Annotated in this window: 18 protein-coding genes; 7 read left to right on the top strand and 11 right to left on the bottom strand. The window is 64.9% G+C overall.

Going from position 1 to position 21,169, the window contains the following annotated elements:
• Positions 1-19: 19 nt before the first annotated feature.
• Positions 20-919, top strand: coding sequence for a LysR family transcriptional regulator (locus BraRD5C2_RS00760; RefSeq protein WP_223966148.1), 900 nt, complete (start codon positions 20-22; stop codon positions 917-919).
• An 80-nt stretch (positions 920-999) separates the two neighbouring features.
• Here the strand turns inward: BraRD5C2_RS00760 and BraRD5C2_RS00765 are convergent, their stop codons facing one another.
• Together BraRD5C2_RS00765 and BraRD5C2_RS00770 are read right to left on the bottom strand one after the other, a co-directional pair.
• Positions 1,000-2,604 carry a DHA2 family efflux MFS transporter permease subunit gene (locus BraRD5C2_RS00765; RefSeq protein ID WP_223966150.1) on the bottom strand — a complete coding sequence of 535 codons (1,605 nt, stop codon included), beginning with the start codon at positions 2,602-2,604 and terminating at the stop codon, positions 1,000-1,002.
• 15 nt (positions 2,605-2,619) lie between these two features.
• Complete coding sequence (locus BraRD5C2_RS00770) at positions 2,620-3,882, bottom strand: HlyD family secretion protein (RefSeq protein ID WP_374707939.1); 1,263 nt, start codon at positions 3,880-3,882, stop codon at positions 2,620-2,622.
• Positions 3,883-4,087: 205 nt separating this feature from the next.
• Here BraRD5C2_RS00770 and BraRD5C2_RS00775 point away from each other — a divergent pair, with 205 nt between their 5' ends.
• Complete coding sequence (locus tag BraRD5C2_RS00775; RefSeq protein WP_223966151.1) at positions 4,088-4,813, top strand: TetR/AcrR family transcriptional regulator; 726 nt, start codon at positions 4,088-4,090, stop codon at positions 4,811-4,813.
• A 161-nt stretch (positions 4,814-4,974) separates the two neighbouring features.
• Positions 4,975-5,835, top strand: a complete 861-nt coding sequence (locus tag BraRD5C2_RS00780; RefSeq protein ID WP_223966153.1) for an outer membrane protein — start codon at positions 4,975-4,977, stop codon at positions 5,833-5,835.
• 71 nt (positions 5,836-5,906) lie between these two features.
• On the opposite strand, the gene BraRD5C2_RS00785 is transcribed toward BraRD5C2_RS00780, so the two are convergent.
• From BraRD5C2_RS00785 to BraRD5C2_RS00810, 6 genes are all read right to left on the bottom strand, one after another.
• Positions 5,907-6,623 carry a dihydrofolate reductase family protein gene (locus BraRD5C2_RS00785; protein ID WP_223966155.1) on the bottom strand — a complete coding sequence of 239 codons (717 nt, stop codon included), beginning with the start codon at positions 6,621-6,623 and terminating at the stop codon, positions 5,907-5,909.
• Positions 6,624-6,804: 181 nt separating this feature from the next.
• Positions 6,805-7,983 (bottom strand): chromate efflux transporter, encoded by a 1,179-nt coding sequence (gene chrA, locus BraRD5C2_RS00790; RefSeq protein ID WP_223966157.1) that lies wholly within the window; start codon positions 7,981-7,983, stop codon positions 6,805-6,807.
• A gap of 42 nt (positions 7,984-8,025) precedes the next feature.
• On the bottom strand, positions 8,026-8,622 hold the full coding sequence (locus BraRD5C2_RS00795; RefSeq protein ID WP_223966179.1) for a superoxide dismutase: 597 nt from the start codon (positions 8,620-8,622) through the stop codon (positions 8,026-8,028).
• Between the two features lie 167 nt (positions 8,623-8,789).
• On the bottom strand, positions 8,790-9,134 hold the full coding sequence (locus BraRD5C2_RS00800; RefSeq protein ID WP_223966158.1) for a hypothetical protein: 345 nt from the start codon (positions 9,132-9,134) through the stop codon (positions 8,790-8,792).
• A gap of 102 nt (positions 9,135-9,236) precedes the next feature.
• Positions 9,237-10,055, bottom strand: coding sequence for a chromate resistance protein ChrB domain-containing protein (locus tag BraRD5C2_RS00805; protein ID WP_223966159.1), 819 nt, complete (start codon positions 10,053-10,055; stop codon positions 9,237-9,239).
• Between the two features lie 236 nt (positions 10,056-10,291).
• Entirely contained in the window at positions 10,292-10,771 is a 480-nt protein-coding gene (locus BraRD5C2_RS00810) for a hypothetical protein (RefSeq protein ID WP_223966160.1), read from the bottom strand.
• 57 nt (positions 10,772-10,828) lie between these two features.
• On the opposite strand from BraRD5C2_RS00810, the gene BraRD5C2_RS00815 reads away from it, so the two are divergent.
• The 3 genes from BraRD5C2_RS00815 (at position 10,829) to BraRD5C2_RS00825 (ending at position 13,473) form a co-directional block, all read left to right on the top strand.
• Positions 10,829-11,107, top strand: a complete 279-nt coding sequence (locus tag BraRD5C2_RS00815) for a metal/formaldehyde-sensitive transcriptional repressor (protein ID WP_050406339.1) — start codon at positions 10,829-10,831, stop codon at positions 11,105-11,107.
• Between the two features lie 5 nt (positions 11,108-11,112).
• Positions 11,113-12,204 carry a nickel/cobalt efflux transporter gene (locus tag BraRD5C2_RS00820; RefSeq protein WP_223966161.1) on the top strand — a complete coding sequence of 364 codons (1,092 nt, stop codon included), beginning with the start codon at positions 11,113-11,115 and terminating at the stop codon, positions 12,202-12,204.
• 138 nt (positions 12,205-12,342) lie between these two features.
• Positions 12,343-13,473 carry a Cj0069 family protein gene (locus tag BraRD5C2_RS00825; protein WP_223966162.1) on the top strand — a complete coding sequence of 377 codons (1,131 nt, stop codon included), beginning with the start codon at positions 12,343-12,345 and terminating at the stop codon, positions 13,471-13,473.
• Positions 13,474-13,823: 350 nt separating this feature from the next.
• Here BraRD5C2_RS00825 and maiA read toward each other — a convergent pair whose 3' ends face one another.
• The 3 genes from maiA to metF form a co-directional block, all read right to left on the bottom strand.
• Complete coding sequence (maiA, locus tag BraRD5C2_RS00830; RefSeq protein WP_223966163.1) at positions 13,824-14,489, bottom strand: maleylacetoacetate isomerase; 666 nt, start codon at positions 14,487-14,489, stop codon at positions 13,824-13,826.
• Between the two features lie 307 nt (positions 14,490-14,796).
• On the bottom strand, positions 14,797-18,651 hold the full coding sequence (gene metH / locus BraRD5C2_RS00835; RefSeq protein WP_223966165.1) for a methionine synthase: 3,855 nt from the start codon (positions 18,649-18,651) through the stop codon (positions 14,797-14,799).
• A gap of 15 nt (positions 18,652-18,666) precedes the next feature.
• Positions 18,667-19,581, bottom strand: coding sequence for a methylenetetrahydrofolate reductase [NAD(P)H] (gene metF, locus BraRD5C2_RS00840; protein ID WP_223966167.1), 915 nt, complete (start codon positions 19,579-19,581; stop codon positions 18,667-18,669).
• A gap of 391 nt (positions 19,582-19,972) precedes the next feature.
• On the opposite strand from metF, the gene BraRD5C2_RS00845 reads away from it, so the two are divergent.
• Positions 19,973-20,995 carry an LLM class flavin-dependent oxidoreductase gene (locus BraRD5C2_RS00845; protein ID WP_223966168.1) on the top strand — a complete coding sequence of 341 codons (1,023 nt, stop codon included), beginning with the start codon at positions 19,973-19,975 and terminating at the stop codon, positions 20,993-20,995.
• Positions 20,996-21,169 lie beyond the last annotated feature (174 nt).

Raw genomic sequence — 21,169 nt, forward strand, 5'->3', positions numbered from 1 at the left:
TATCCTGCATGATGACGGCATGCGGATGCGCAATCTCGACCTCAATCTCCTGCTGGTGTTCGACGCCGTCATGCGCGAGCGCAGCGTGGTGCGCGCGGCCGGCGCGCTTGCCATCAGCCAGCCCGCCGTGAGCCACGCGCTGAACCGGCTGCGTCATGCGCTGAAAGACCAGCTGTTCGTCCGCACGCCGTCGGGCATGCTGCCGACGCCGCGGGCGGAAGCGTTGGCGCTGCCGGTCCGCAAGGCGCTCAATGAGCTGCAACTCGCGGTCGAGGGGGATCGCTTCGATCCGGCGCAGGCGGAGCGGCGCTTCACCATTGCCGTCAACAATTATGCTGCGGTGGTCGCGGCCGGCTCGATCATCGCAGCGGTGCGCGCGCAGGCGCCGAAATTGCGGCTGACGCTGGTGCCGAGCGGGACGCTCAATCTCGCCGACCGGCTCGATCGCGCCGAGCTCGACCTCGCGATCTCCGCCCGCGCGCTGGAGGGCGAGCGGTTTGCCGCCTGCCGGTTGATCGAGGACCGCTTCGTCGCGGTGCTGCGGGCCGGTCACCCGGCGTTGCGCAAGAAGCTGACCGGCGAGACGCTGGTCGAGCTGCCGCACCTTGCGATCACCTCCAGCGGCGAAGATCTGGATTTCATCGATGCCTGGCTGCGGGCTCGCAAGGCGAGCCGCACCATTGCTTCCGATGTGCCGTATCTGTCCGCCGGCGCGGTCCTGGTGCAATCGAACATGGTGGCGATCCTTGGACGCAAGCTCGCGCTCGAATTCCGCCGCGCCTACCCGATCGAGATGCGGGAGCTGCCGTTCGATGCATCGAAATTGCAGAGCGTCATGAGTTGGCACCGCCGCTTCGACGATCTGCCGGCGCACCGCTGGCTGCGCGACACGATCATTGCCGCCACGCGCGGGATCTGATTTGCATCGAGACGATCCGGAATAAATACGCCCGCGCCGATCTGCGGCACGGGCGTATTGCGGTTGACCTCCGCACCTCGTCAATGACCGACAGGGGCGGGGCCGCCGAGCTTGACCTTGCGCAACGTCAGCGCCAGCGGGATCGCCGACAGCGAGATCAGCATCAGGACCCAGAACGCGTCCATGTAGGACAGGAACGAGGCCTGGGTCTGCACCTGCTGCCCGATCCACTGGATCGCCTGCTGGTGCGCCTGCGCCAGCGAGTTGCCTTGGGCCACGAAGAAGTCGGTGACCTGGTGCAGCGTGTCCTGGTATTGCGGGCTCGACGGCGTCACCTGCTCGACCAGCCGGCTCTGATGGAATTGCTGGCGATGCGTCAGCACGTTGGAGACGATCGAGACGCCGATCGAGCCGCCGGTGTTGCGCGCCGCGTTGATCAGCGCGGAGGCCTGGTCGGTCTTGTCAGGCGGAATGCCGTCATAGGACGCCGCCATGATCGGCACGAAGATCAAGGGCAGGCCGACGCCGATCAGCATGCGCGAGCGCGCCATGAACCAGAAGCCGAGATCGGCATACACGTTGGTCATGCTGTACATCGAGGCGGCGATCACCAGCGCGCCGGCGACGATCAAATATTTCGGCTGCACTTTGGCGGCGAGCCGGCCGACCGCGAACATCATCACCATGGTGACCACGCCGCCGGGCGAGAGCACGAGGCCGGCCCAGGTCGCGGTGTAGCCGAAATCCTGCTGCACCAGCTGCGGCAGGAACTGGGTGGTCGCGAGCAGGATGGCGCCGGTCGCCAGCATCACCAGGAAGCAGGCGCCGAACTGCCGGGTCGCGACCATTCTGAGGTCGATCATCGGATTGCGGCGGGTCATCTCCCACGGGATCATCAGCACGAACGCCGTGGCGCTGATCGCCGCAAAGGTGATGATGAAGGGCGAACCGAACCAGTCGTCCTCGAGGCCGCGGTCGAGCGTCACCTCGAGCGCGCCGAGGAAGGTCGCAACCAGCGCGAAGCCGATGAGGTCGAAGGTGTTGTCCTGCGGCTGCGCGGCCTTCTGCGCGCCTTTGGCCTTCGCTGGCTCCTGCAGCACGGCTGCAATCAGCGCGATCGCGAACACGCCGACCGGGGCGTTGATCAGAAAGCACCAGTGCCAGGACAGATTGTCGGACAGCCAGCCGCCGAGCGTCGGCCCGACCACCGGCGCCACCACCACGGCGATGCCGAACACCGCAAACGCCTGGCCGCGCTTGGCCGGCGGGAACGCGTCGGCGAGGATCGACTGCGCCACCGGCACCATGCCGCCGCCGCCGAGTCCCTGCAGGATGCGGAACAGCAGCAGCGCGTTCAGATTGGGCGCGAAGCCGCACAGCACCGAACTCACCGTGAAGATGCCGAGGCAGATCAGGAAGAAGGTCTTGCGCCCGAGCATGCGCGCGAGAAAGCCCGAGACGGTCAGGATGATGGCGTTGGACACCAGATAGGTCGTGACCACCCAGGACGCTTCGTCCTCGCTCACGCCCATGCCGCCCGCGATGTAGGGCAGCGCGACGTTGGCGATGGTGGTGTCGAGCACCTCCATAAAGCTGGCGAGCGCAACCACGATGGCGATCAGCCAGGGATTGACGGCAACGCTCGGAGCAGGGAGGCTTTTGGCATCAATTGCTGCTGCACTCATGACTGCCTCCCCGGATCAGAGCTTTCCAAGCCGCTCGAGCAGTGACGGCGCAGGATTGATCCGCACCGTGGGGACGACAGACATGCCCGGGCCGAGCGCGACGTCGGTCGGCGGGTTGTCCATCACGATCTTGACCGGCACGCGCTGCACGATCTTGACATAATTGCCGGTGGCGTTCTGCGCCGGTAGCAGCGAGAACGCGGTGCCCGATCCCGGCTGCACGCTCTCGACATGGCCCTTGATGGTGCGGCCGGGATAGGCGTCGATCTTCAGCGTCACCTTCTCGCCCGGACGCATCTGGTCGAGCTGGATCTCCTTGAAGTTCGCGGTGACCCAGGTCTGGTCGGGCACGAACATCGTCAGATTGGTACCGGCCTGTGCGAACTGGCCGACGGCGGCCGAAAGGTTGACGACGCGGCCGGGCTGCGCGGCAGTGACCGTCGTATAGGAGAGATTGAGCTCTGCCTGGTCGCGCTGCGCCTCGGCCTGGGCGAGGTTGGCGACCGCGCTCTTGCGCTGCGCCTTCAGCGATTCCACCTGGCGCTGCCCGAGATTGAGGGTCGCCTGCGCGCTCAGAAGCGACGCCTGCTGCTGATGCAGTTGCGAGGTGTACTGCTCGGAATTCTGCACCGTGCCGTACCCGGTCTGCTCCAGATGCTGGTAGCGCGTCGCCTGCTGCTGGGCGAAGGTCAGCGCCGCCTGCGCCTGGTCGACCTGGGCCTGGTTGGCTGCGATCTGCGCCTGCTGCACGTCGAGCTGCGCATCGACATTCTGGATGCTGGCCTGGGCGGCCGCGACCTGCGCCTCGGCCTGTGCCAGCGCGACGCGATAGTCACGGTCGTCGATGCGCGCGATCACGTCGCCGGCGGCGATATGCTGGTTGTCGGTGACCGGAACCGCGGTGATGTAGCCGGAGACCTTTGGCGCCAGCGCGAACTGCCGCGCCGCGATGAAGGCGTCGTCGGTGGATTCGAAATGCTCGCTGTAGTCCATGTAGAGGGTGCCGCCGCCGAGCGCGGCGGCGAGCAGCACGGCGCCGATCGCGGAGACCACCGGACGGCGGCGCAGGAAGCCGCGCCGCTGTGGGACGACTTCTGGCGGGACTGTTTCCGGCGGGGCGGGGTGCTTGCTTGCGGGGCGCTCCTGCGCCGGAGCCCGCGCGATGACCTCCGGCCGCTCGGACGTGACGTTGGGCTCGCGGGAAGCCGGCGCCGAGGGTGAACCCTCGATGCTCTCGTGCCCTTCTTCGTCGCGCTCCAAAACAGTGTCTTCGAACATGATGGCTGCTCCTGCTGTCGGGCGAGGTCTGCAAGGCCTTCGCAAAAGGAAACGATACCGTTCCGTTCTATGCGGCAAATAGTCTCGCGGCAGTGCAGCGTCAATAGAAACGGAACTGTACCGTTCTATTTACAACTAGATGTGATAGGGCTATATTGGTTGATATTGCCGGCCGGACCGGCCCCCTGGAACCCGGGGAAGACTGATGACCACCAGCACCCTGAAGACGCCGCGGGCGCCCAAGACCAGGACGGCGACCGGGCCGGCCGAGGTGCGCGCCGGCCGGCCGCCGAAGGAGTTGGCCGGCGAGGTCGATGCCCGCATCCTCGATGCCGCGCGCAAGGTGTTCCTCGAGCGCGGCTTCGAAGGCGCCAGCATCGACGAGATCGCCGAGGCCGCGCGCTCCGGCAAGCGCACCATCTATGCGCGCTTCCGCGACAAGCGGGCGCTGTTCACCGAAGTAGTGACGCGGGACATCCTGTCACGCATCGCGGAGTTCAAGGCGGACGCGCCGCTCGGCGCGACGGTGGAGGAGCGTCTCACCAGCGTCGCCTCGACCCTGCTGCACTGGGGGCTCGACGCCGACCGCATCGGCCTGATGCGGCTTGCCATCGCGGAGGCGCATCGCTTCCCGGATCTCGCCGCCACCGTCAACCGCAGGGCGCGCGCGCTCGCCACCGAGCTCGGCGTTCACCTGCTGCGCGAGCTGACGCAATCCGACGAGCTCGGCAAGCTGCCCGCCTTCGCGCCGGAGCACCTGCCTACCACCGCGCGCCTGTTCCTCGACATCATCGCGGTACCGATGCTGCTGCGGGCTCTCTACGAAGTCGACCTGAAGGCGCTCGATCCCGAGCTCGATGAGCATGTTGCGCGCGGCGTCGCGTTCTTCGTCGCGGGGTGCAGAAGCGGTTACCGCTTCGGCGCCGACTGATTCCGGGCGGTCCACTCAACAGGTTGTGAGCGCTGTTCGTTGCAACTTGGCCACAGATCGCGGAAAAGAACAAAATTCGAATGAGACATGCTGTCGCATTCCTTCCTCCCATGGCAGAGACGTGCGTCGCTGGCTTGCGGCCAGTGCAAGGGGAATGGGAAGTGCGTCGTTTTGCAATCGTTGGGACTTGCCTGCTTTTGACTACGGAATTTGCGAACGCGGCGTCAGCCGCTGACCTACCGGAGCGCAGCTGGACCAAGGCTCCGCCATTGGTAGCTCCAGCGTTCAACTGGTCCGGATTCTACGCCGGCGTGAATGTGGGCGGCGGCTGGTATGATGGTGGGAATATCACGACCAGCAGCAACATCACGTCGCTTGTCGCCCCCGACAACATCGTCCGTACTCCCGTTTCGGACAGCAGCCAGTCGGGCGTCACGGCTGGTGGATTGCTCGGATACAATTATCAGTTGGACAGGATCGTCCTCGGGGTGGAAGCTGATTTCAACTCCGCCGACCTGAAGTCTTCCCGGGGTGGAAGCACCGCCGCCGCTTTCGATGTCGGTCGTTTTGGTGGTCGAGGCGGGGGCGGCGGGCGATTTACCACCGTGACCGGAAACTACAATTTTCAAACCACCAGCAAGATCGATTGGTTCGGCACCGTGCGGGGCCGCATCGGTTTTGTGCCGGCCGAGCGCCTGCTGATCTACGGGACAGGCGGTCTGGCCTACGGCGAGGTGAAGACCCATATCGCCAATTCGGAAGTTTTTTCGAATGACGTTTCGCGGCTCTGGCTTGGCGACAACTCCGAAGTCCGCGTCGGCTGGACCGCCGGCGGCGGCCTCGAATATGCCTTCACCAATAACTGGACGCTGCGCGGCGAATATCTCTATGTCGATCTCGGTAGCAGCGGCACGACGGCAACGTTCCAAGGCACGGATCCGCTGCAGAGCCAGATCCGTTACAATGCCAGCCGCGAGAACAGGTTCAGCGTCGCCCGCGCCGCATTGAGCTACAAGTTCTGACGCCGACTTGAGCAAAACGCTGCGTTCCCTCTCCCGCACGCGGGAGAGGTGAGGCGCCTATGCGGCCTCTCTCAGCCCGGCGCGCGCTCGACGGCGTGGCGCAGCCAGACCATGCCGCCTTCCAGCGTCTCGCAATGCGTAAGCCGGAGCGACTGCCCGGCGCCGGGGCGGTCGCCGTCCGGGCCGTGATAGTCGACGATGCTCTGCGATCCGGCGACGCCGTCGACCGCCGGATGGATCAACGTGCTGAACTCGTCGATCAGTCCCTGCTTGAGGAACGCGCCATTGATCCCGCCGCCGCCTTCGAGCAGCAGCGTTTTGGCGCCGAACAGTGATGCGAGCTGCGCCATCGCGCTCGCCAGATCGTCGCCCTTACGGCCTGCAAAGATGTAGGACGCGCCGTCCTCGCGCAGCTCGGCAAGATGGCTGTCGGAGACCTGTTCGCCGAGCACCGCGACGGCGTGGTCGCCGCCGACGTTATCCTTGCCGAAATGCACGCGGCCCGACGGATCGATGCCGACAGCGAGCTTGCGGCCGTCGCGGTTGCCGAGATGCGGCTCGCGCGGCACTTTCGGCGCATTGGCAAATTGCCGCTCCGTCCCCTTGGCCATCTCGTTCATGGTGACGCGGCCGATGATCCATCCATCGGCATTGAAGCCGTCATGGATCCTCTCATAGTGGGAGCGCAGCGCGTCAGCCGGGATACCGGCGGCGGGCTTGGTGAAGCGGCTGGGATGGAGCCGGCCGTCGATCGACGTGCCCATGTGGCAGATGATGTGGGGGCGCATTGGCTTAGCTCTTCGGTGGGTATGACAGCGCCGCAGGGGCGGGTTGGGCAGCTCCTGATCTAGCGAGCCGCGGGCAGGTTCTCAACGCCGATAACGCTGCGGTGTTTCAACTTCGCTTATCGGCCTCGTCAAAATCGGCCGCGCCGCTTGAACCAGAGCACTGCCAGGATGCCGCCGGCGGCTAATGAACCATCACCCAGGTCGGCTGCAGCCACGGATACGCGATCAGGCCGACGACCGCGGTCGCCGCGATCAGCAGCGGATTGCTCACCTTCCAGCGGAACAGGATGGCCAGCGAGATCATACTGATCACTGCTGTCAGCCAGTCGCCGATGGCGATCTTGCCGAGCAGGATGCAGGCGCCGAGGATGGTGCCGATCGCCGCCGCATAGGCGCCCTTCACAAAGCCCTGTACGTTGGGGTTTCCGCGATGCCGTGCCAACAGTGGCGCAACGATCAGCACCAGCAGGAACGACGGCAGGAAAATGCCGATGGTGGAGACGACTGAGCCCCAGAATCCCGCCACAAGGTAGCCGACGAAGGTCGCGGTGATCACCACCGGTCCCGGACTGATCATGCCGATCGCGACCGCGATGAGGAATTGTCGCTCGTCGAGCCAGCCATATTGCTGCACCAGCCCCTGCTCGAGGAACGGCACGATGACGAGGCCGCTGCCGAATGTCAGCGAGCCGGCCTTGAGGAAGAACAGCAACAGTTTCGAGAGCGTGGACCCGCTTGCAACCGGCGCCAACGGACCGGCGGCCGCCGGCACGATGGCAATTCCCGGCAGGATCGCAGGCGAGCGTTTGAACAGATTGCCGTAATAGAGAATGCCCACGATGCCTGCGCCGATGAACAGCAGGGCGACCTCGGTCTGGAGGATCACCGTGACGGCGAGGCAAACCGCCGCGATTGCCCATTGCAGCCAGTCTTCCATGCCGAGCTTGGCCAGCCGGTAACAGGAGTGAAGAATGAGCGCGATCACGGCGGGACTGACGCCGTAGAAGATCGCGGTGACCGGTTGGAGATCGCCAAGGTAGACGTACAGCGCTCCAAGCGAAGCCACGATGACGAAGTTGGGAAGGATGAAGCACCATCCACCGACCCAGGCGCCCCAGAAGCCGCCGCGAAGCCAGGACACATAGATGCCGACCTGGATCGCCAGCGGTCCCGGAAGCGATTGGCAGATCGCAATCGATTCCTTCATCTCAGCCTTGGTCAGCCATTTCTTGCCGTCGACCAGTTCGCGCTCCATCTGCCCGACGAGCGCGACCGGGCCGCCGAAGCCGAGAAAGCCGAGGCGCAGGAAGTAGCGCGCCAGTTCTGCCAATCGGCCGCGCTGCGGGGGCGTCGGTGTCATTCCTGAAAAATCTCCCTGGAAAGAAATTTCGCGCGTCGCTCCTCACGCTTCTTTCGAATATTGCTCATACAACCTTGCCGCGTTGTCCCAGCGGATGGCTTCCATGTAGATGTCGACATAGCGGGCCGCCGCGGCTCCGAAGTCCATGTGATAGGCATGCTCGTACATATCGAGCACCAGCACCGGGCGGCCGCCGGCCAGCGTCGTCGTATGGTCGGCAGCCCACTGGTTGACCAGCCGCTTGTCGCGGGGCGAGTACGCGAGAATCACCCAACCCGAACCGCCGCCTTCCGCCTTGCCCATGGCGGCGAATTCGGTCCGCCAGCGCTCCATGCTGCCGAAGTCGCGCGCGATCGCTCCGGCGAGCGCGCCGCTCGGCTTGCCCGCGCCGCCGAGCCCGTCGAAATAGACTTCATGCAGGATCATCGAGTTCGCTGCGATCAGCTCCTCGCGCTTCAGGCCGTTGATCACAAAGTTCGGCGCCTTGGCGAAGTCGAGCTCGGCAAGCTGCGTCCCGATGGCGTTGAGCCGCTTCACGGCGCCGACGTAATTGTTCTCGTAGTGGCTGACGAGTATCTTCTCCGAGATGCCGCTGATCGATTTTGGATCGAACGGCATCGGCTTTGCCTGATAGGACATGGCTTTGGCTCCTGTCTGCGGGTTGGCTTCGGCTGCGGCCTGGTTGACGCCAAGCACGGTTGCGGATGCTGCAGCGACGCCAGCCGCTGCGATAAAGTCCCGGCGTCCGGTGTTGATGGTCATCGGCTTCTCCCAATGTTGAACGGTTCTTGCTTCAGATCGCGGCGCTATTGCTTCGTGAGCCCGACGATGGTCGGGAATCCCGAGATGGTCTGCACCGAGATTTCGACGGGATCGCCGAAGCGGACGGCATTGAAGATCAGGCCGTCCTGCACCCTGAACGGCTTCGTTCTGCCCGCCGACAGGCGAATCAGCAGCGCGTCGTTGCGCTCATCGACACGATCGACGACACCGCGCAGGGTCTGCGCCGCCGGCGTTTGGACCGCAGCTGCATCCGCGTAGCCGGCAGCTGGAAGTTTCGCGACAAGCTCGTCCTGCGTCAGGGCGCGCGCGGGCACGGCGATGCCCGCGATCGTGAGTGCTACAATCAGGGAGAGATTTCGCTTCTGCATGGTGGTTCTCCTGGCCGTGTTGTGCTGCCCCAGGTTTCTTCAGATGCGCTGCTGTCAGCTCAGTTCACGCTCGCCGTCCGCCCGAGGACGAAGATCGCAATGTCACGGCTTCACCTTGCTGGTCGGCCAGTTGTGCGTCTCCCGGGTCGCGTCGCGGCACCAGCGATAGAAGGCGTCGTAGAGCAGCATGCCGGCGCTCAATTGTTCGAGATCGTCGTCGAACATGCGCGACAGGCCGAGCGAGGCGGCGAGCAGCCCTGGAGCTTCCGGCGAGAGATCGAGCCGCGCGGTATCCGCGGCCCGAACCATTGTCGCGAGCCGCTCCAGTGCGGGCGTCGACAGGCCGAACTCCTTGACCATCACGTCGAAGGTGCAGAGCTCGCCGCGATGGCTCCAGAACACATTCTCGATATCGAATGGCGTGGCGTCGAAGCGTTCGGCGACGGCCTCGACTTCTGCTGATGCGACGAACAGGAATACGGCCGCGGGATCGACAAAGCGGCGGATCAGCCACGGGCAGGCGATGCGATCGATCTTCGGCCGCGAGCGCGTCACCCAGACGGTGCGGCCGCGCCCGTCGCGTTTCGGAATCCTGTCGACAGGAACGGTCGGAAGCTCCGCGGCCTTCCACGCGAGGTGCCCGCCCTCGAGAACTTCGGCAGCAATGTTGCCGCATCGGAGCCAGGCGGCGGTGCCTTCGCTGAGCTTCTGTCCCTTCTGGCAGACCACGACCACGGTCTGGCCCGTTAAGCGGGAAGCCCAGTCCTGGACGTCGAGATGGGAGTGCCTGATGGCGCCCGGGATCAGGCGCGGATCGGTGGCGAAATCCTCGTCGATACGGACGTCGACGAGCGTCGGCGCCTTGGCGGTGCCGACGAGACGAGACAGTTTTTCGGATGAGATCGATGTGTATGACGACATGGTGCGTCCTTGGTGAACAGGACGCGATTCTTGGGCATGTCGCCTCGCGGGGAGATCGCACATCCCCGTGCGCTGGAATTAAGACCTTGTGCTGATCGATGTCAACCGGAGTGCGCCGTGGTCACGCGCGAAACGTCCAGGTCACTGTCACGAACAGTTCACCCGCGCGGCTCGGAACAATGTCTCGACCGCGGCGCAAGACTTGGTGCAAGACTCACTGTCGGGATCGCTGCGATCTAGAAGCCGCAATCCCTGAATTGTTTTTCGCCGAGGTGGAATCGCGAGCCTTGCTCGACGAAGTCCACGTCCAGGCACTGGTTGCCGCGGCGGAACGCGCCGATGCCGTTGCAGCGGAGATATTCGAGGTTGATCCGCCAGCGCTTTTCACGGTGTGAATAGGTCGCGAAGTCGTGTTGGGCGGTGGCGGGTCCTCGGCAAATCCCTGCGATGTAGTGCCGGACTTCGGACGGCAGATCGTCGATGTGATCGGCATTCCAGGGTCCGTCATTGTGTCCGATGCTGCTCTTGGACACGGCCGGCAGCGCGCTCGACAGCAGGATCGGGAGAGTCAACATCAGGATGTGGACTTTCACGCGATGCCTCCTGCCAGTTGTCTCGTTGGCCTTGTTGCTGGATTGACCGAATTCAATGCCGTGCGCGCCGCAATTTAAAGCGCAAGTATCGCCACCAGTGTGAGCGCGCCCGCGCCCGCGCACCCCAGCCGAGGCCCGAAACGGGTTGACCGATATAGGGTACCCCCCTATATTATCAGAATGTCGCACACGATCAAGCACAAGTCCAAGCTCGTCGGCCGGGTCCGCCGCATCAAGGGTCAGCTGGAAGCCGTCGAGCGGGCACTGGAGTCTGAGCTCGGCTGTGCCGACGTGTTGATGCTGGTGGCCTCGGTTCGCGGCGCCATCAATGGCCTCACCGCGGAACTGCTCGAAGATCACATCCGCCATCACGTGGTGGACCCTGCCCGGGAAAAGGATCCCGAGAGAGCGCAGGGCGCCGCCGACCTGATCGACGTCGTTCGTACCTATTTGAAGTGAAGCATATGACCGATCTGTCCCAGCTGCTCCAGCAGAGCAGCGCGCATGCATGGCTGTTCATCCCCAGTGCAATCCTGCTCGGCGCGCTGCATGGTCTCGAGCCCGGCCACTCCAAGACGATGATGGCGGCCTTCATCGTCGCGATCCGCGGCACCGTGGTGCAGGCGGTGCTGCTCGGCCTGTCGGCGACGATCTCGCACACGGCCATCGTCTGGATCGTCGCGCTGGCGGGGCTGCATTTCGGCCAGCAATGGTCCGGCGAACGCAGCGAAGCCTGGCTGCAACTGGCCTCGGCGGCGATCATCATTTCGATCGCGGCCTGGATGGCCTGGCGCACCTGGCGCGAGCAGACTTCCGAACAGGACCATGACCATGACCACGATCATCACCATGATCACCATCATCACGACGAAACACGGCAATTGAGCCTGGCCGGGCAATCGCTGTCGCTCGAAGTCTTCGAGGACGGTGTGCCGCCGCGCTGGCGGTTGCGCGGTGAGGCCGGGGCGCTTCCGGCGGCCGGCGAGGTCGAAGTCGTGACGATCCGCCCCGACGGCAGCGAGCAGCAGTTCCGCTTCGCCGCGCGGGACGGCTATCTGGAAAGCGTCGACGAAATTCCGGAGCCGCATGCTTTCAAGGCCCGCGTGTCGGTGCGGGCGGACATTGCCCAAGTCCTGTTCGAGGAGCATGACCATGCGCAGATGGACCTCGGCGACGCCGACGATGCACATGCGCGCGCGCACGCTGCCGACATCCGCAAGCGCTTTGCCGGGCGGACCGTCACGACGTGGCAGATCATTCTGTTCGGCCTGACCGGCGGCCTCATTCCGTGTCCGGCGGCGATCACCGTGCTGCTGCTCTGCCTCCAGCTCAAGCAGTTCAGCCTCGGCTTCGTGCTGGTGCTCTGCTTCGGCATCGGGCTTGCGATCACCATGGTCTCCGCTGGTGTTGTGGCCGCGCTCAGTCTCCGTCATGTCGAGCGTCATTGGGGTGGCTTCAGCCGCTTCGCCCAACGCGCTCCCTACGTGTCGGCTGCGCTGATCGTGCTGGTCGGCCTCTACACGGGCTGGCTGGGGTTGCACGGGATCACGGCCTGATCCCGGATCATGATATGATCCCACTTCCATCTTGAAACCTGCGCGAAGTGGTCTAGAGTTCCTGCCAAGGGGACAAGCCAGACTCCCCGTGAGACCTCGGTCCAAGCTCTGCGCGACACTCACGTCGTGGAGCTTGTTATGGACACCGATCAGCACACATCCCATCGTTCTAAAATCGCCATCCTGTGGCGTGGTGACGCCGCGGCGCGGCAGGAGGCAACGGCGCAGAACAGCCGTTTCGTTCGCGTCTTCGAAGCGCTCGTTGCTTCCGGCATCGAGGCTTTCCCCGTGGTCTATGACGAGACCTTCGCCGATCTTGTCCGCGACCAGCTGCTGACAATGGACGGCGTTCTGGTCTGGGTCGATCCGATCCATCAGGGCAAGACCCGCGCGGCGCTCGATCCGCTGCTGCGCGAGGTCGCGGCGAAAGGACCGTGGGTCAGCGCACATCCCGACATCATCCTCAAGATGGGCGTCAAGGACGTGCTCTTCCGGACGCGTCATCTGGGTTGGGGCGCCGACACGCATCGGTACGCCACCGCGGACGCCTTCCGCGCCGAATTCCCGTCGCGCCTTCGTACGGCCGGGCCGCGCGTGCTCAAGCAGAACCGTGGCAATGGCGGGCAGGGAGTCTGGAAGGTCGAAGCCTTGAAGGTCGAAGGTTTGCCGAATGCGGACGCGACCGTCCGCGTGCTTCACGCACTACGCGGCAGCCAGCCCGAGCAGATGCCGCTGGACGCTTTCATGGCACGCTGCGAGCCGTATTTCGGCTGGGGCGGCTGTATCATCGATCAGGCATTCCAGCCGCGGCTGCCCGAGGGCATGATCCGTTGCTATGTCAGCGGATCGAAGGTCGCGGGCTTCGGACACCAGCTGATCAAGGCCTTGATCCCGCCGCCGCCGGAAGGTCCGGATTCACCGCAAGCTCAACCCGGCCCGCGCATCATGCACGGTCCTGATGCTCCGCAATTCCAGACGCTGCGGCGGCGGATGGAGGACGAATGGATTCCAGGATTGATGGCGACGCTGGCGATCGATGAAGCTTCGCTGCCGGTGATCTGGGATGCGGACTTCCTCTACGGTCCGTGCGATGCCGATGGCGCCGACAGCTATGTGCTCTGCGAGATCAATGCGAGCTCGTGCTTTGCGATTCCCGACGAAGCGCCGGCGGCGATCGCACGGACGGTCATGTCGCGAGAATGCGGTTGTATGACTCACAAGCCGCGCCACGACACTCACCGTCGTCCCGGCGAAGGCCGGGACCCATAACCACGAATGACTATCGTTGCGCGACGCTGGACCAACGAGTCCCGCTCACAACAGCTGCTGCGGAGTATGGGTCCCGGCCTTCGCCGGGACGACGCTTGGAGGGCGCTGCGGCATCGCGACGCAAGCACTGGCGCCTCTGGAATACTGGATCACCCGCATGCGCGGGTGACGACACCACGTTGTTTGACGTCTTGAACTGCGATCCATCCTCATCGTCGTCCTGGCGAAAGCCAGGACCCATTACCCCAAATGCGTATTGTTGTGCGACGCTCGAACGACGAGTCCCGCTCACAGCATCCGCTGCAGCGTATGGGTCCTGGCTTTCGCCAGGACGACGATGCGGAGATTCCCTACGTTGCCTTCGCCCGCATCGCCTCGGGCGTATCCGGCTGCGCGGAGGGATGTGCCTTGGCGAACGCGGGCAGCGCCATCGCGGTGTCGTGGATGCGCTTCACGGTCGGCCAGGGCGACAGGCTGATCTGCTGGTTGAGCGCCGCCGTGACGTGCCCGACCAGGCAGATGTCGGCAAGCGTCGGCGCATCGCCGTGGCAGAACTGGCCGGTTGCCTTGTGGCCGGCGAGGTGGCCCTCGAGCGCCGCCAGTGTCTCGACCGTCCAGTGCCGCCGCCAGGCGCTCTGCTGGCTGTCGCGCAGATCGAGCTCGCGGTCGAGATAGCGGCGCACCCGCGGGGTGAGCAGCGGATGGCCCTCGCAGGCGACGATCAGCGCAAGCCCGCGCACCCGGGCGCGGCCGAGCGCATCTGGTGGCAGCAGCGGCGGGGTCGGAAAAGTCTCGTCGAGATAGTCGATGATCGCGAGCGACTGGAACAGCACCGTGCCGTCGTCGGTCACCAGCGCCGGCAGCGCCATCTGCGGATTGATCTTGCGGTAGGCGTCGGCGCGATGCGCGTCCGCGTCGATGTCGACGAACACGACCTCGGCCGGCACGCCCTTCAGATTGAGCGCAATCCGCACCCGGAAGCTCGCCAGCGATCGCCAGAAGGAGAAGAATTGCATGGGGAAATTCTCACTGCGCCAGACGATTGCGGCCGTAGCCCGGATCAAGCACAAGCGAAGTCCGGGACCGGTCATCGTTCCGTCGCAGTCTATCCCGGATTGCGCTTCGCTGCATCCGGGCTACGGGCGCTTCACCCTCCCCTGGAGGGGAAGGTCGTAGCGCATCGCTTGGAGCGATGCGATACGGGGTGGGGTGACGGTCCCTCCGCTGGAGCGGTGCCCGGGTGGAGGGATCACCCCACCCCGGCGCGCATTCCGCTTCACTCCATGTGCACCGACCCTCCCCCTCCAGGGGAGGGTGAAAGGTCTACCCCGCGCCCACCTTCTTCTTCCGCCAGGCGAGGTGCACCGCGCAGGTGCAGCCCTGCGGATGCGAGGCCAGTTCCTCGTCATTGGCGGGTGTCGCGGCGGGCGCGATTGCCTGGCCCTTCGCGCCGTCCTGCGAGGGGATGTAGTTCAACACCGGCGCGAGCCAGCGCTCGATCTCGGCGACCGTCATGGCCTTGCGCGCGGCATAGTCCTCGACCTGGTCGCGCTCGATCTTGCCGACGCCGAAATAGAAGCTTTCGGGATGCGAGAAATACAGGCCCGAGACCGACGAGCCCGGCCACATCGCGTAGCTCTCGGTCAGCTTCACGCCGGACGTGTTCTCGGCATCGAGCAGCGCGAACAGCGTCCGCTTCTCGGTGTGATCGGGCTGCGCCGGATAGCCGGGCGCGGGACGGATGCCGTCGTATTTCTCGAGGATCAATTCGTCCGCCGCGAACGTCTCGTCGGGCGCATAACCCCAGAACTCCTTGCGCACGCGCTGGTGCATGCGCTCGGCAAAGGCTTCCGCAAGGCGATCGGCCAAGGCCTTGCACAGGATCGAGGAGTAATCGTCATTGGCATTCTTGAAGCGGTCGGCGACCGCATCCTCGCCGATCCCCGCGGTGACGACGAAGCCGCCGATATAGTCGGGCATGCCGGCTTCCTTTGGCGCGATGAAGTCCGACAGCGCCGCGTTGAAGCGGCCCTCGCGCTTCTCGAGTTGCTGGCGGAGCGTGTGGAAGGTCGCGATCTTCTTGGCGCGGCTCTCGTCGGCATAGACCTCGATGTCGTCACCGACGGCATTTGCCGGCCAGAAGCCGATGGTGGCCCGCGCCGTGAACCACTTCTCCTGGACGATCGTGTCCAGCATCTTGCGCGCGTCGGCATAGAGCGAGCGCGCGACCTCGCCGACCTTGGGGTCGTCGAGGATCGCCGGGAAGCGGCCGGTCAGCTCCCAGGTCTGGAAGAACGGCGTCCAATCGATGTAATCAGCGAGCTCGGCGAGGTCGTAGGCGTCAAAACTCTTCAGCCCGAAGAAGGCCGGCTTCTTCGGCGGCGTTGCGGCAAAGTCGATCGCGACCTTGTTGGCGCGGGCGACGTTCAGCTTCAGCCGCTTCTTGTCGGCCTGGGCACGGAAATGCGCCGTCGAGATTTTTGCGTATTCGGCGCGCACCTCTGCGGCATAGGCCTGCTTCTTCTCGGCCGACAGCAGCGAGGAGGCGACGCCGACGGCGCGGCTCGCGTCATTGACATGCACGACCGGGCCGCCCGGATAGTTCGGGTCGATCTTGACGGCGGTATGCACCCGGCTCGTGGTCGCGCCGCCGATCAGCAGCGGTACGTTCATGCCCAGCCGTTCCAATTCGCCGGCGAGGAAGCTCATCTCGTCGAGCGAGGGCGTGATCAGGCCGGACAGGCCGATAATGTCGGCGCCCTCGGCCTTGGCGGTCTCGATGATCTTGTTGGCGGGCACCATGACGCCGAGGTCGATGACCTCGAAATTGTTGCACTGGAGCACGATGCCGACGATGTTCTTGCCGATGTCGTGGACGTCGCCCTTCACCGTCGCGAGCACGATCTTGCCCGCGGCGTTGCGGCCGCCGGTGATGCCGTTGGCGAGGTTGCGCGCCTTCTCCTCCTCCATGTACGGCATCAGATAGGCGACCGCCTGCTTCATCACGCGGGCCGACTTCACGACCTGCGGCAGGAACATCTTGCCGTCGCCGAACAGGTCGCCGACCACGTTCATGCCGGCCATCAGCGGTCCCTCGATGACGTCGAGCGGGCGGGTGGCGTTCTGGCGGGCGGCCTCGGTGTCGGCCTCGATGAACTCGGTGATGCCGTGCACCAGCGCGTGCGACAGCCGCTTCTCGACTGGCCATTCGCGCCAGGCGAGATCCTGCTCCTTGGTCTGCTTCTCCTTGCCGCGGAATTTCTCCGCTAGGGCCAGCAGCCGCTCCGACGCGCCCGGATCGCGGTTGAGGATCACGTCCTCGCAGGTCTGGCGCAGCTCGGGGTCGATGTCGTCGTAGACGATCATCTGCCCGGCATTGACGATGCCCATGTCCATACCGGCATGGATCGCGTGATACAGGAACACCGAGTGCATCGCCTCGCGCACCGGCTCGTTGCCGCGGAACGAGAACGACAGGTTGGAGACGCCGCCAGAGATGTGCGCGCCGGGCAGGTTCTGGCGGATCCAGCGCGTCGCCTCGATGAAGTCGACGCCGTAATTGTTGTGCTCCTCGAGGCCGGTCGCGATCGCAAAGATATTCGGATCGAAGATGATGCCCTCGGGCGGGAAGTCGAGCCGGTTGACCAGCAAGTCGTAGGCGCGCTTGCAGATCTCGGTCTTGCGCGCGAACGTATCGGCTTGGCCGGTCTCGTCGAACGCCATCACCACCACGGCGGCGCCGTGACGTTTGGCGACCGTCGCCTCGTGCAGGAACTTGTCCTCGCCTTCCTTCATCGAGATCGAGTTCACGATCGGCTTGCCCTGGATGCATTTCAGGCCGGCCTCGATGACGTGAAATTTCGAGGAGTCGACCATCACGGGCACCCGTGCGATGTCGGGCTCGGCGGCGACGAGGTTGAGGAACGTCACCATCGCCGCTTCGGAGTCGAGAAGGCCTTCGTCCATATTGACGTCGATGACCTGGGCGCCGTTCTCGACCTGGTCGCGTGCGACCTGAAGTGCGGCGGTGTAGTCGCCCGCGGTGATCAGCTTGCGGAAGCGCGCCGAACCCGTGACGTTGGTGCGTTCGCCGACGTTCACGAACGGGATCGCGTCGGTCAGCGTGAACGGCTCGAGGCCGGAGAGCTTGAGCCGCGGTTCGATCTCGGGCACCACGCGCGGCTTGTGCGGGGCGACGGCCCTGGCGATCGCGGCGATATGGTCGGGCGTGGTGCCGCAGCAGCCGCCGACGATGTTGACCAGGCCGGCGGCGGCGAACTCGCCGATCAGCCGCGCCATGTAGTCCGGCGTCTCGTCATACTGGCCGAACTCGTTGGGCAGGCCGGCATTCGGATAGGCGCAGACCAGCGTGTCGGCGACGCGGCCGATATCGGCGATGTGCGCGCGCAGGTCCTCGGCACCGAGTGCGCAGTTGAAGCCGATCGTGATCGGCTTGGCGTGCCGCACCGAATGCCAGAACGCTTCCGGGAGCTGGCCGGAGAGCAGGCGGCCGGACTTGTCGGTGATGGTGCCGGAAATCATCACGGGCACGTCGATGCCACGCTCCTCGATGAGTTCGGCGATCGCATACAGCGCAGCCTTTGCGTTCAGCGTGTCGAAGATGGTCTCGACCAGCAGTAGGTCGGCGCCACCGTCGAGCAGGCCCTTGGCCTGTTCGCCATAGGCCTTGCGCAAATCGTCGAAGGTGACCGCGCGATAGCCGGGATTGGAGACGTCGGGCGAGATCGAGGCGGTGCGGTTGGTCGGGCCGAGCGCGCCGGCGACGAAGCGCTGCTTGCCGTCCTCGGCGCTCACCCGCTCCGCGGCCGCACGCGCCAGCCGCGCGCCCTGCAGGTTCAGCTCGTAGGCGAGATCCGACATGTCATAGTCGGCCTGCGCGATCGAGGTCGAGGAGAAGGTGTTGGTCGCGACGATGTCGGCACCGGCACGCAGGTAGGCGGCGTGGATGTCCGTGATCGCCTCTGCCTGGGTCAGGATCAGGAGATCGTTGTTGCCCTTGATGTCGCGGTGGAAGTCCGCAAAGCGCGCGCCACGGAAGGCGGCTTCGTCGAACTGCAAGCCCTGGATCATCGTCCCCATGGCGCCGTCGAGCACCAGGATGCGCTCGCGGGCAGCCGCGAGCAAAGCGTTACGCTTGGGAGAAACCGGTACGGACATCGATCGCTTTCTGGGTCAGGCAGCTTTTTGGGCGCCGGTCGGCCGGATGCCGAGCAGGTGGCTGATCGCGAACACGAGGTCCGCGCGGTTCATGGTGTAGAAGTGGAAGGTGTCGACGCCGTGCTTGAACAGCTTCTGCACCTGGCCGGCGGCGACGGTAGCGGCCACCAGCTTGCGGGTCTCGGCGTCGTTGTCGAGGCCCTCGAACTTCTCGGCGAGCCAGTCCGGCACGCTGGTGCCGGCGCGGGTGACGAAATTGCGGGCCTGCTTGAAATTGTGCATCGGCATGATGCCGGGCACGATCGGAATCTCGATGCCGCGCGCCCGCACCCGGTCGACGTAGCGATGATAGAGGTCGTTGTCGAAGAACACCTGGGTGATCGCGCGCGTCGCGCCGGCGTCGACCTTGGCCTTCAGCGTGTCGATGTCGGTATCGAAGTCCGCGGCTTCCGGATGCTTCTCCGGATAGGCGGACACCAAGATCTCGATATCGGCGTGGCGCTTCTTGATGGCGGCGACGAGCTCGGCCGAGCTTTGGTAGCCGTCGGGATGGGTGAAGTAGGGCGTGCCGATGCCGCCGGGCGGATCGCCGCGCAGCGCCACGATGTGGCGGACGCCGACCTCATGATAGCGGTCGACGATCTCGTCGATCTCGCCGCGCGAGGCGCTGACACAGGTCAGATGCGCCGCCGGCAGCAGATCGGTCTCGCGCAGGATGCGGCTGATGGTGGAATGGGTACGCTCGCGGGTCGAACCGCCGGCGCCATAGGTGACCGAGACGAAGTTCGGCGTCAGCGGCGCCAGACGATTGATGGTCTCCCAGAGATTGCGCTCCATCTCCTCGGTCTTCGGCGGGAAGAATTCGAAGGAGATTTTCGGCGCGTTCGGCGCGCGCTGCCCGTTCGGCAGGGAGGAAATGGTCTCGGTCATGATACGCAAGGGCTCCGCAACTGGAGGGCAGGCGTCCGGCCTGGATATGGAGGCCCGAAGATAGGCGAAACCGGTGGGCCAAAACAGCCCATCGGATATGGGAAATTGCCCATTGACGCGAAAGATGCAGCAAAAATGAGCGATCGAGAACGAGCAGTGGGCTGGGCCTTCGATCGGCGAAGAGCGGAATTATTGCATTGAATTATATCGATAAAAATCGAAATCCGCAATCGGTTGGATGTTCGAATTGGCCGTGGGCAGGGCGGCATGTCAATGAATCTTCGTATTTCGTCCCAGGAGCCGCAATGACCAGCACCGATTTTCCGGTGCGGGACTGGTCTGCGCGGGCGGGGTCTTTGTCGGCTCGTGACGCCGCATTAGGTTGCCGGCCATGATCCCGCTCTCCGTCCTCGACCTGTCCGTCGTCACCACCGGCACCCGGCCCGCCGCTGCGCTCCGCAACAGCATCGATCTGGCGCGCCATGTCGATGGTCTCGGCTACGTCAGATATTGGCTCGCCGAGCACCACAACCTCGCCTCGGTCGCAAGCCCGGCGCCCGATCTGATGATCGGGCAGATTGCGGCGGTGACGGAGCATATCCGGGTCGGCTCGGGCGGTGTGATGTTGCCGAATCATGCGCCGCTTGTGATCGCCGAGCGCTTCAAGATGCTGGAGGCGCTGTTTCCCGGCCGCATCGATCTTGGTCTCGGCCGCGCGCCCGGCACCGACGGCGCCACCGCTTACGCGCTGCGCAGCCGGCTCGATCGCCGCGAGGGCGACGATTTCCTAGAGCGGCTGCATGAGCTGACGCTTTGGGAGACGCGCGATTTCCCGGCAGGCCATCCCTACAACAATGTGGTGGCGATGCCGGACGATTCGCCGCTGCCGCCGATCTGGCTGCTCGGCTCGAGCGATTATTCCGCCGAGCTGGCCGCGGAGGTCGGGATGGGCTTTGCGTTCGCGCATCATTTTGCCACCCACGACGCAATCGCGGCGATGACGAATTATCGCGCGCATTTCAAGCCGTCGGGCTGGCGCGCGACGCCGCAGTCGATCCTGGCGGTCGCGGTCGTCACGGCTGAGACCGACGCGGAAGCCGAGCGGCTTGCGATGTCGATGGACCTCAACCGGCTGCGCCGCGATCGCGGCCAGTATCTGCCGCTGCCGAGCGTCGAGGAGGCCGAGGCCTATCCCTACACCGACGCCGAGCGCGCCTCGATTGCGCGCAACCGCGCGCGACTGTTCGTCGGCAGCCCTGCGACCGTGAAGGCGAAGCTAGAGCCGCTGATCGCGGCGAGCCAGGCGGACGAGCTGATGGTGATCACCGCGGTCTACGATCACGCGGCGCGGAAGAAGTCGTACAGCCTGCTTGCCGAGGCGTTCGGGCTAGCGAAGAACGCAGCCGCATCATGATCGTCGTCCCGGCGAAGGCCGGGACCCATTACCACGAATCAAAGTTGTTACGCTTCGCTGGGGCCGCTATCGCTCCCACAACCCAAGCCGGTGGTTATGGGTCCCTGTGTCTTGGAAGTCTGTCATGATGGGGTGGGCGGGAAGCCGTTGGGTCCTTGGCGCTTGACGCCGTGA

The organism is Bradyrhizobium sp. RD5-C2 (assembly GCF_019972155.1).
Taxonomy (GTDB): Bacteria; Pseudomonadota; Alphaproteobacteria; order Rhizobiales; family Xanthobacteraceae; genus Bradyrhizobium.

Coding starts and splice junctions, on each gene's coding strand:
- BraRD5C2_RS00775 (WP_223966151.1), top strand. CDS start 4,088: ATGACCACCAGCACCCTGAAGACGCCGCGGGCGCCCAAGACCAGGACG.
- BraRD5C2_RS00800 (WP_223966158.1), bottom strand. CDS start 9,134: ATGCAGAAGCGAAATCTCTCCCTGATTGTAGCACTCACGATCGCGGGC.
- BraRD5C2_RS00820 (WP_223966161.1), top strand. CDS start 11,113: ATGACCGATCTGTCCCAGCTGCTCCAGCAGAGCAGCGCGCATGCATGG.
- BraRD5C2_RS00805 (WP_223966159.1), bottom strand. CDS start 10,055: ATGTCGTCATACACATCGATCTCATCCGAAAAACTGTCTCGTCTCGTC.
- BraRD5C2_RS00760 (WP_223966148.1), top strand. CDS start 20: ATGCGGATGCGCAATCTCGACCTCAATCTCCTGCTGGTGTTCGACGCC.
- BraRD5C2_RS00825 (WP_223966162.1), top strand. CDS start 12,343: ATGGACACCGATCAGCACACATCCCATCGTTCTAAAATCGCCATCCTG.
- metF (WP_223966167.1), bottom strand. CDS start 19,581: ATGACCGAGACCATTTCCTCCCTGCCGAACGGGCAGCGCGCGCCGAAC.
- chrA (WP_223966157.1), bottom strand. CDS start 7,983: ATGACACCGACGCCCCCGCAGCGCGGCCGATTGGCAGAACTGGCGCGC.
- BraRD5C2_RS00785 (WP_223966155.1), bottom strand. CDS start 6,623: ATGCGCCCCCACATCATCTGCCACATGGGCACGTCGATCGACGGCCGG.
- BraRD5C2_RS00845 (WP_223966168.1), top strand. CDS start 19,973: ATGATCCCGCTCTCCGTCCTCGACCTGTCCGTCGTCACCACCGGCACC.
- BraRD5C2_RS00765 (WP_223966150.1), bottom strand. CDS start 2,604: ATGAGTGCAGCAGCAATTGATGCCAAAAGCCTCCCTGCTCCGAGCGTT.
- maiA (WP_223966163.1), bottom strand. CDS start 14,489: ATGCAATTCTTCTCCTTCTGGCGATCGCTGGCGAGCTTCCGGGTGCGG.
- BraRD5C2_RS00815 (WP_050406339.1), top strand. CDS start 10,829: ATGTCGCACACGATCAAGCACAAGTCCAAGCTCGTCGGCCGGGTCCGC.
- BraRD5C2_RS00770 (WP_374707939.1), bottom strand. CDS start 3,882: ATGTTCGAAGACACTGTTTTGGAGCGCGACGAAGAAGGGCACGAGAGC.
- BraRD5C2_RS00795 (WP_223966179.1), bottom strand. CDS start 8,622: ATGTCCTATCAGGCAAAGCCGATGCCGTTCGATCCAAAATCGATCAGC.
- metH (WP_223966165.1), bottom strand. CDS start 18,651: ATGTCCGTACCGGTTTCTCCCAAGCGTAACGCTTTGCTCGCGGCTGCC.